This window comes from Candidatus Micrarchaeia archaeon (genome assembly GCA_041650355.1).
Taxonomy (GTDB): Archaea; Micrarchaeota; Micrarchaeia; order Anstonellales; family Bilamarchaeaceae; genus JAHJBR01.
The window spans coordinates 1-9,045 of the sequence record JBAZLI010000039.1 but is presented as its reverse complement, the minus strand read 5'-3'; the positions used below and the strand labels follow the sequence as shown (position 1 = coordinate 9,045).

Sequence of the window (9,045 nt, the reverse complement as noted above, 5' to 3'; positions counted from 1 at the left end):
TTCGGGATTCCGGACGAAAGAACGATTGTCTCGGTGCTGCCCGGGAACCGGATGGCCATGGAGGGGAACGGGATTGCGGCGCTCAAGACCACCGTGGTTTCCACGCTTTTCGCTTCGTTCCTCGCGTTCCTGCTCGTGCCGCTTGCAATAGAATTTTATCCGGTAGCTTATGCCCTGGTGCAGCCCTATCTAGTGCACATACTCGCAGGCGCTTCGCTGTTGCTTGTGATCCGGACGAAAAACCCGGCTCTCGCGGCAGTTGTTTTCCTTGCGGCTGGGTTGCTGGGGTTTTACGCGCTGCGCATGGAAATGCAGGACGGGTTCCTTCCGCTGTTCTCAGGGTTTTTTGCCATGGGCGCGATATTGAATTACAGGAAGCAGAGGATGCCCAAGCAGAAGGACGGAAACGTGGGGTTCGGGATATTGAAATATTCTGCTTTGGGGGTGGCGCTCGGGGGGATGGCCAACCTCATACCTGCGATAAGCTCTCCTGCGCAGATTGCGGCTTTCGCGTCCATATTCATCGCGTTTGAAACCGAGAACTACCTTGCGACGGTCGCGGCGGTGAACGCAGGGCAGTTCGTGTTCGCGCTCGCGAGCAGCGCGAGCATTGAGAAGGCGAGGCACGGGCTGGTTGTGAATCTCTCGCAAATAATAGGAATCTGGGAAAATATGGACATGCTGATGTTCTATTTCTTCCTCGGGCTTGCCATTGCCGGAGCCGCCTTGTTCATCCTGAGAAAAAATGTGGGTCGGCTTTCAGAGGTGGATTTTTCCTGGTTCAACTGGATTCTCGCGCTCTACCTGCTTGCGGTCGTTTTCATACTTGACGGGGTTCTTGGAGTGCTTGTGTTCGCGCTTTCATCCGCTGTTGGCTACGCGACGGTGAGAATTGGGGTGGAGCGCACTGTGATGATGGCCGCGATAATAATCCCTACGATACTATTATTAGTTGGGATTTCGTAGCGCGGCCTATTCTTGTTCCATCGGAGGGACTGGAATGCGTCCGCGTTCGAGAACATCGCGCACTGTTCTCGCGTGCTCCGGATTTTTCAATCCTGCGATAATAGTTGCGAGGGTTTGCCCTCCTTCTATCGACGCCAAGAGCACCAGGGCGTTCAAAAAGCAGGCATACTCGGTTTTTTCTTGCGCAGTGAGTTTTTGTAGGTTCGCCTGCTTTTCAAGAATGGCGCTCACCCTAGAAAAAATCGTGTCCATACGCAGGCCGTACCTTCCGCTCACGAATGCATTGCCGTAGGCGTCCGGATTGGTTAGTTGCAGGGCCCGAAGAATCACGCCGAAGTGTGTTCCTCCCCTGTCCGACGCGCCGTGGGTGTGCTTCAGCAAACGTATTGGCTCGGACAATACAGAGTACGTTCCAACTGGCTTTGGAACTGACTTATCCGTTCGTGGGTTATTCAACGTGCCGCCGCAGTCCTTGGGAATTGAGGTGAGTTCTGAAGTGGTGTGTCTTTTTTGAAGCATTTTATAACCTCGCTAAACAGCATTGGAATTATGTGGGAAATTATATATAAATGTATGCTCTACCGCAAAAAACGGGCTTACGCTGTGCCGAACGAAAAAATTGAAAATAAGGGAAAAAAGAAAAATTATCCGAAGAGGTTCGCGAGCCCTTCTGCCGCCTGCTCTTCCTTCTTGGCCGGGTCCTCCTTAGGAGCCTCTTTCTTTGCTTCGGCTGCCGGAGCTGCCGCCGCAGGGGCCGCAACAACGAGCGCGTTCTTGAGCAAATCCTCGAAGTTCACGCCTTTGACCGCGTCTGCGAGCACCTTCACCTTGGCCCCGTCAGCTTCAACGCCTGCCGATTTGAGCACCGAGGAGAGGTTTCCCTCGTTCACTTCCTTCCCGGCTCCGTGGAGGAGCAGGACCGCATGCAAATATGGATCTACTTTCGTCATAAATTCACCTTTTCATCATTTGTTCAAACCCGACACGGCCACACCTTGCCTCACGGCAAGGGTGAGAAGCTGCTCCATCGAGTTAGAAGAATAAATTCCTGTGTTTATGGAAACGTTGCTGCCCTGTATGAACGCGTCCTTGAGCAGTATTTCCATGTTCTGCTCTGTCGGATATGCGGCGTTTATGGACATGTTGAGCGCGTCCCTGAACGAAGAGAGTATTTCGGGCCTGAGGGTATCCAAATCTATGTTGAGCACGTCGGCGCCGTAAATGTACTTTCCGTCGTACGCGAAAACTAGCTCCACGCCCACTTCAAAAGGGAGTACGCCGAGCATCTGGAGCGCCTTTGCCTTTGCCTTAGTTATCGTCTCGCCTTTCTTTGCTAAAGTGGAATCCTTCGTAATCGCTATTTTCCCTGCCTTTATCTGAACGGCCGCGCCCGCGGACTTGAGCTCGGAGAGCGCCGGGCCCGGAGGCAGATCCGTGTCCCCTGCCGGAACCACGATTTCAAACGGGGAAATCTGGCCTGCCTTCGCGGCGACTTTCTTCCTGTTCTTCCTGAAGAACGAGTTGAGCTCGTATGGAGTGTGTTTGGTGAGGAACAGCACCGAGGGGTCCTTTATCTTGTCCGCCTGGGCCTTGAGCCCTGCGGAATCGAGCACGCGCTTCAGCACCGCGAGCTTGGAAACTTTCACCCACGTCCCGTCGGCTTCCCTGAGCTTCTTTCTCGAGGACTGGAGCAAATCGTCGGGCAGGTTCCTCAGCGTCACAACCGCGAGCGTCGGGTATTCCTTGGTCTTCGCGGAAATTTCGCTCACTGCCTGCTTTTTCTTCGTAATCGCGACCCTTTCCTTCTTTTCCCCCTGCGTTTTTTCCTTTTTAGCGTTCTTGACCATAAGAATCACATCAGATTTTGACCGACTTGCCCATCGTGAGCTTAACATAGGTGGATTTTATGTTCCCTTCTGGAATTTTGGTCCTCACCGCCTCGTAAATCGCTTCGGCGTTCTCTATGAGATCCTGCATGGGCATTTCCTCGGTCCCCACGAATGCCTGCGCCGTGGGGAGGTATTTGCCCTTGGATGCGATGCGCACGCTCTTCTTGGCGCGCTCTATCGCCTCCTTCACGTTCCCCACCATCGGCTTCGGGAGCTTCCCCCTCGGGCCCAAGTACTGCCCCAGGCTTTTAGCTATCGTGGCCATCTGGTTGGGCTGAGCGAGCATGCTATATTCGTTTGCGAGCATGGAGAGCTTGTCCTTCGCAGAGTAGGCGGGAATCTCGTTCGGAAGTATCGTCAGGTCCGCGCCGGCCTTCTTCGCCTGGGCGGTTATGCCTTCGTCACCTACGACCGCGACTTTCGGGGTCTTGGCTCCTTTTCCCTTGGGAAGCGCAATGTCCAGGTTGAGCCTGTTCTCTGACTTGGAGAAATCGATGCTCCTGAAGTTCAGGATTAATTCGAGGCTCTGCTTGAATTTCCTTTTCCCTTTTTCTTCGAGAGCCTTGGTGATGGCCTCTGTGAGCTTTTTCTTGTCCATGTAAATCGTTCCTCCTACTCGCGAAGAGTAGTGCTAACGGATTGTGGAAAAATGATGCTGGGAAGTGTTTTTAAAGGATGGGGTTTTCTTAGATGCGGTATTTATGACTGGTTTCAGTGGTGCGATTGTCATTCTGTTGGTTGCGGCGCTCTTACTGTGCGGATGCGCAGGAAGCGGGGCGAAAGAAGGAACAAATTTCACCTCGAATATAACTTTGAATCATACGAATGATGATTCATCCGGGAATAGCACAACCGAGCCTCTTCCCGCACGCGAGAGCAAAATACCCTTGGATATCGCGAAAGTTATGCCTAGCGAGGATGTTTACCCCCCGATAATGCATTCGGATGAATGGGAAGCACCGGTTCCTGCTCCAGGGATGGTGAACACTGCGGGCGCAGAGGATTCCGCGTTCGCGACTCCAGACGGGAGCACGCTCTATTTCTTTTTCACCCCGGACGTGCGCGTGCCTCCCGAGAAGCAGCTATTGGACGGGGTTACGGGCATTTATGCCTCAAAAAAGCTGGCGGATGGAAGCTGGGGCACGGCAGAGCGCGTTGTGCTTCAGGAGCCCGGGAAGCTCGCGCTGGACGGATGCGGATTCGTGCAGGGAAATATGATGTGGTTCTGCTCTGCGCGCGAAGGCTACAGCGGAGTGAATTTATTCACTGCGCAATTTTCCAATGGAGAATGGAGGAACATACGATACGTGGGCGATAAACTGATGAAGGAGTATCAAATGGGGGAGATGCACATAACTTCCGGCGGGAGTGAGATGTATTTCCATTCCGCAAGGAGCGGGGGGAAAGGCATGCTGGACATATGGGCCAGCAGGAACGTCAATGGGGAATGGGGCGAACCGGAAAATGTTGGGATTGTGAACAGCCCTGAAAACGAAGGATGGCCGTTCCTGAGCCAGGACCGGGGGGAATTGTGGCTCACCAGGACTGTGAATGGAACGCCGGCAGTCCTCCGCTCCAGGAATGTGAATGGAAGCTGGACTGAGCCCGAACTCATTATTTCCCAGTTCGCAGGGGAAGCGTCGTTGGATGATGAAGGGAACATCTACTTCACACACCATTTTTACAGGAACGGAACTATGATTGAAGCGGACATATACGTTGCAGGGAAAAAATAGGCCATACTGATTAAATTTAAAGAAATTGCACAGTAAGCTACTTTGGTGATATTTATGACTACGCTCGACAAGGCAATTATCGCTGATATGAAAGTAAACGGGGTAAATTTTGAGGTTTATGTGGACCCTGAGCTCGCGAACATGTACAGGGAAGGGCGCAAGCCGGACGTGAGGAACATACTCGTGGTGGATGAGGTTTATTTTGACGCGAGGAAGGCTGAAAAGGCGAAGAGCGAGGCGCTCCACAAGGCCTTCGGAACTACGGACATAATGCAGATTCTGGAAATCATGCTCAAAAAGGGCAACATACAGCTTACTACAGAGCAGAAGAGGAAGAAGATGGAGGAAAAGTACAAGCAGATTGTTTCCATACTAGTGCGCGAGACTATTGATCCTAGAACAAATGCGCCGCACACTGCGAGCAGGATTGAGGAGGCATTGGAAAAAGCGAAGGTGCACGTGGACCCGTTCAGGGACGCGCGGGACCAGTTGCCGGACATTCTGAAGGAGATACGGGCGATAATTCCGCTCAAGTTCGAGAGGATGCGGGTCGCGGTGAAGATTCCGGCGCAGTTCGCGCACCAGTCCTACGGCGCGCTCAAGAGCTGGGGCATGGTCAAGGAGGAGTGGGCCAAGGACGGAAGCCTCATAATGCTGGTTGAAATCCCTTCAGGGGCGCAGGGAGAGTTCTACGACAGGATAAACAAGCTCACTGCAGGGAACAACGAGACGAAAGTGGTGGAAAAGATAGGATGAGCCTATTTCTTCCCTGTGTACCTGGACAGGAGTGCCTTCGCTTTCACAAGAGTGTCCTTTATCTGCTTCTTGCTGGTCGCTCCGGCGCAAATCACTTTTCCGTTCTTGAAGAGCAGCATGGAAACGCGGGGCTCCTTGAATTTGAGTATCGCGCCCGGGAACTGCTCCGGCTCGTATTCAACATCTTTTACCTTGTACGCGATTGCGAACAGGTCCAGGGGCATCTTCAGGTCCGCGCTCGCCACGATGTTGGTGACCACGAATGTGGGCTTCTTGTTGGTGAGTATCTTCTTCGCGTAGGGCTTGAGGAGCTTCACGGTCTTGTCCAGCGTCTTCGCTATTGTCTCTTCGTCTTTGCACCCGACGCACACCACTTTTCCGTTCTTGAAGAGCAAAAGCGATGCTTTTGGCTCCTTGAATTTGAGTATCGCGCCCGGGAACTGCTCCGGCTCGTATTCAATTTCCTTTATTTTCTGGGCGATGTAGAAAAGGTCCAGCTCCAACCCGAGGTTGGCCGAGGAGACGATGTTGGTAATGACGAAATCGATACCTTTTGCCAAGCTATCACCCTGTGCGCTTTTTGAGAATAAGCAGCGTTGCTTATTTAAAAAGATTTAAAAAGAGAATGCTTAAAAACCCCTGACACCAAAGTAAAATACTCTGTTGCATTCAGCTTAATGGTTAGAGGTAGGTAAATATGGTTAAGAGGTCAAGGGGATTTTTCTCCAAAGGAACGAAATCCACGAAAAAGAAGAGAACGCTCACCGCAAATGATTTCGTGAAGCCGTTCAGGCCTGGAGAGAGGATAGTGATATCCATAGGCCCGTATTTCAAGGGCCTGCCGCACCCGAGGTACAACGGCATAAGCGGAGAGGTCGTGAAGAAGCAGGGGACAGCATACATAGTGAGGATAACGGATGGCGGCCTCGTGAAGACGCTCGTGCTCAGCCCGGTGCACATGATGAAAGCTGGTGCGAGGAAAGCGAAGAAGGTGAGCAAATGAAGGTTAACGGCACCAAGCAGATAACGCTGGCAGAAGTGAAGGACATATTGGAAGGCCGGGAGAAGGAGGGCGAGCTGGGCTACGAACAAAAACAGGCGCAGGACTACGCCAAGAAATTCGCGAAGGGCACCAGGAAGGAGGCCGAAGCGCTAGTTGACAAGATAATGAAGAACAAGAAGTTCACGCGCGAAGCCGCGGTGAGCCTGGCCAACGTCTCGCCGAAGCACATTGAAACTGTGCGGACGCTCGTGCAGAAAGACAAGATTGACCTGAGCCAGGAGGAGGCTGAAGAGATAGTGAAGCTTTTCAAATGAAATTTTGGTGGGCAGGATGGAGGAGAACGCATGGATAGTCGAATATCTCCCGGGAGGGAGGTCCAGCGACGTGAGGCGCGAGCCCCTGGTTCAGATGGTGGGGGGCCAGTTTTTCACCCTGCTCGAAGCAACGCTCAAGCCCGAAGCTACCGTTTCCATAGGGCAGAAGGTTTACATAGGAAAGGAGCAGAGGAACGAAGTGAGCAGGATAAAGGGCAAGTTGAACTACTCGGAACTTACACAGAACGCCAAGGAGAACCTGTCCGTGATAATGAGGTCGGCAATAGCTGAGCACGAGCAGGAGTTCGTGAATTTCCTGAACAAGGCAGGACCCATTTCGATGAGGGTGCACCAGCTCGAGCTGCTGCCAGGGGTTGGGAAGAAGCACCTGGAGTCCCTGCTGAACGAGAGGGAGAAGAAGCCGTTCGAGAATTTCGATGACGTGAAGAAGCGCATACCCTCGATTGCGGACCCTGCGCTGATGTTCGCGCACAGGATAATGGGGGAGCTGGAGGGGAAGGAGAAGCATTACCTCTTCATAAAGCCGTTCTCGATGAGAACTTTCTGATTTTTAAATTTTCGGGCTCGTAGTCGAGAGTTTTTTACGCTTGTAAAAGACCGGCAATGGTTAAGACGTCTGCCTTACACGCAGAAAATCTCCAGTTCGAATCTGGACGGGCCCATATTCTGAATCTGTTTCGTTTAGGAAAGGTGATACCGTGGATGGAAGGCCAGAAAAGAGGGCGAATGCAGGAATCTGGAAAAATCCTTGGTTCACGCAGATTTTGCTTCCGTTATTGTTGGGGGTGTCGGCAATCATAGTAGCAGGGGTTATTGTAAACAACACCTCGACAAACGAATTTTACCTGATTAATACACAGAATCAAAGTGGAGGCTTTGTTATTGGAAAGGTTGAGGGGGATGTCAATGTTACTATCATAACGGACAAAGAAACATTAGGCATACGAGAATCAACGGGGTTATATCAAGATGGGGAAAAAGTGGGACACGTATTTGGTTTTGTTGCAAATGAAAGCGCAAATAGCTTCGAAATACAAAAGATTGAATTTGACCAACCGATAAGAAATAGTGAACTTATTTGGCAACCATATGAATATCAGAATTACACTATTAAGATACAAAAAATCGATAATCTAACTATGTTACTCCCTGCTGAAGCCGAAGGTATATATGGGATAATTCTCGTTAAAAATTAGGTTTCGAATCGCACGGAAATATACGTCCTATTTTGGAGTGGAATTGCGCCAGTGAAGTGATTACTTCATTTTTCAAGGGGGTTTGGGCGGTGTCGGACTAAGGGGGCGAAGCCCTCTTGGGCTGACATTCGAATCTGGACGGGCCCATCATTTGCTTGACGCAGCGCTTATCAGGTCCGCGGCTTTAGAGAACGCTTCCGGTGCAGCGGTGTTGGAAACTGAAACCGTTTTCGTGGAGTTGTTCTTGGTTACGGATATGAAAGAGCAGCTCCCGTCCTGCACCAACAGGTCGGAATAGGAATCCCCGAGGGAATAGAATCCGCTGGACTCGATTCCGTTCAGGAGCGCCAGGAGCTCCTTCTCGCTGAGCGTGAATGATTTTTTGGAGATGAGGTTCACGAGCGCGTCCATGCCCTGGCCGCCCTCGTTCCCGGAAGTTCCGTGGCCTTTTGCGTCTATGGTTAATGTGGTGCGGCCCCATTCAGCGTGGCACGCGCCGTAGCCGTAGGTTATTTCCAAATCAGCCGGCACTGCCGAACTTATTTGGGGCTGTATGCACCCGAGCATAAGCACTAGAACTAAAGCAAACACAGCGAAAATGCGGATTCCCATAGTGGGATTAAGGAGTTGTGTTTTTTATTTCTTTGCCGGCTGCGCTTTAGCACGCATTAGAACGAACTATGCACCATTCTCTTCGACTTGAAGAAGCGCTTCGTGAAATTTACCGCTTTCTTGCTGTCGAACTTCTTGCAGGTGTAAATCACGGTTGAGAAGAATTTTGCGTTGCCCCACACATAAAGCGCGATGCCGGAATCTATGAGCGGAACGAAAGAGTCAAAGCCCTGGTTTATCGCTTTTCCAATATTCCCCGTGGCGTGTATGGTGGGTTTCCCATAGGTGTGCAGGCCCAGCTCTCTTGTGATTCCCCTGAAAAAAGCAAGAATGGTTTTTCTTCGGACGGGTATTTCGAAAAATCCTTCTACAACTAACCTCTGCCTGGTTATATGGGGTGCAATATCTCGCATACGTTAGAGATGTGCGAAAAAAATATAATTGATGATGCTTCGGAAATTTTGCCGCAGGTTTAGTTTTTCCGTTCCTTCAGGTTTTTCATCTCCTGCTCCAGCTTTTCTATCCTTTCCGCAAGAATATCCGGCAGTTCCC

At 51.3% G+C, this 9,045-nt stretch carries 14 protein-coding genes and 1 tRNA gene; 8 read left to right on the top strand and 7 right to left on the bottom strand.

Features of this window, described 5'->3' with window-relative positions; all coding sequences use genetic code 11:
• The coding region (locus WC488_03465; protein ID MFA5077460.1) for a tripartite tricarboxylate transporter permease at window positions 1-966 on the top strand (966 nt) is incomplete at its 5' end.
• Between the two features lie 6 nt (window positions 967-972).
• Here the strand turns inward: WC488_03465 and WC488_03460 are convergent.
• From WC488_03460 to rpl1P, 4 genes are all read right to left on the bottom strand, one after another.
• Window positions 973-1,485 carry a hypothetical protein gene (locus tag WC488_03460; protein MFA5077459.1) on the bottom strand — a complete coding sequence of 171 codons (513 nt, stop codon included), beginning with the start codon at window positions 1,483-1,485 and terminating at the stop codon, window positions 973-975.
• Window positions 1,486-1,610: 125 nt separating this feature from the next.
• Complete coding sequence (locus tag WC488_03455) at window positions 1,611-1,916, bottom strand: 50S ribosomal protein L12 (protein ID MFA5077458.1); 306 nt, start codon at window positions 1,914-1,916, stop codon at window positions 1,611-1,613.
• 15 nt (window positions 1,917-1,931) lie between these two features.
• Window positions 1,932-2,813 carry a 50S ribosomal protein L10 gene (gene rplJ / locus WC488_03450; protein ID MFA5077457.1) on the bottom strand — a complete coding sequence of 294 codons (882 nt, stop codon included), beginning with the start codon at window positions 2,811-2,813 and terminating at the stop codon, window positions 1,932-1,934.
• A 10-nt stretch (window positions 2,814-2,823) separates the two neighbouring features.
• Window positions 2,824-3,453, bottom strand: a complete 630-nt coding sequence (rpl1P, locus tag WC488_03445; protein MFA5077456.1) for a 50S ribosomal protein L1 — start codon at window positions 3,451-3,453, stop codon at window positions 2,824-2,826.
• Window positions 3,454-3,556: 103 nt separating this feature from the next.
• Here rpl1P and WC488_03440 point away from each other — a divergent pair, with 103 nt between their 5' ends.
• Both WC488_03440 and WC488_03435 read left to right on the top strand, forming a co-directional pair.
• On the top strand, window positions 3,557-4,591 hold the full coding sequence (locus tag WC488_03440; GenBank protein ID MFA5077455.1) for a hypothetical protein: 1,035 nt from the start codon (window positions 3,557-3,559) through the stop codon (window positions 4,589-4,591).
• 54 nt (window positions 4,592-4,645) lie between these two features.
• Window positions 4,646-5,347, top strand: a complete 702-nt coding sequence (locus WC488_03435; protein MFA5077454.1) for a ribosome assembly factor SBDS — start codon at window positions 4,646-4,648, stop codon at window positions 5,345-5,347.
• Between the two features lie 2 nt (window positions 5,348-5,349).
• Here WC488_03435 and WC488_03430 read toward each other — a convergent pair whose 3' ends face one another.
• A complete protein-coding gene (locus WC488_03430) occupies window positions 5,350-5,907 on the bottom strand; it encodes a TATA-box-binding protein (GenBank protein ID MFA5077453.1) in 558 nt (185 codons plus the stop codon).
• Between the two features lie 137 nt (window positions 5,908-6,044).
• Here WC488_03430 and WC488_03425 point away from each other — a divergent pair, with 137 nt between their 5' ends.
• From WC488_03425 to WC488_03405, 5 genes are all read left to right on the top strand, one after another.
• Window positions 6,045-6,350, top strand: coding sequence for a 50S ribosomal protein L21e (locus WC488_03425; protein ID MFA5077452.1), 306 nt, complete (start codon window positions 6,045-6,047; stop codon window positions 6,348-6,350).
• Window positions 6,347-6,664: a hypothetical protein gene (locus tag WC488_03420; GenBank protein ID MFA5077451.1), complete on the top strand. Its 318-nt coding sequence runs from the start codon at window positions 6,347-6,349 to the stop codon at window positions 6,662-6,664. The genes WC488_03425 and WC488_03420 overlap by 4 nt, the downstream gene beginning before the upstream one ends.
• Before the next feature lie 16 nt (window positions 6,665-6,680).
• The gene (locus tag WC488_03415) at window positions 6,681-7,232 is read left to right on the top strand and encodes a DUF655 domain-containing protein (GenBank protein ID MFA5077450.1); all 552 of its coding nucleotides are present in this window, start codon (window positions 6,681-6,683) and stop codon (window positions 7,230-7,232) included.
• Window positions 7,233-7,245: 13 nt separating this feature from the next.
• Window positions 7,246-7,347: transfer RNA gene (locus WC488_03410), tRNA-Val, on the top strand.
• A 36-nt stretch (window positions 7,348-7,383) separates the two neighbouring features.
• A complete protein-coding gene (locus WC488_03405) occupies window positions 7,384-7,881 on the top strand; it encodes a hypothetical protein (GenBank protein ID MFA5077449.1) in 498 nt (165 codons plus the stop codon).
• A 147-nt stretch (window positions 7,882-8,028) separates the two neighbouring features.
• On the opposite strand, the gene WC488_03400 is transcribed toward WC488_03405, so the two are convergent.
• Together WC488_03400 and WC488_03395 are read right to left on the bottom strand one after the other, a co-directional pair.
• On the bottom strand, window positions 8,029-8,493 hold the full coding sequence (locus tag WC488_03400; GenBank protein MFA5077448.1) for a hypothetical protein: 465 nt from the start codon (window positions 8,491-8,493) through the stop codon (window positions 8,029-8,031).
• 56 nt (window positions 8,494-8,549) lie between these two features.
• Window positions 8,550-8,906 carry an S-adenosylmethionine decarboxylase gene (locus WC488_03395; protein ID MFA5077447.1) on the bottom strand — a complete coding sequence of 119 codons (357 nt, stop codon included), beginning with the start codon at window positions 8,904-8,906 and terminating at the stop codon, window positions 8,550-8,552.
• Between the last annotated feature and the right edge of the window lie 139 nt (window positions 8,907-9,045).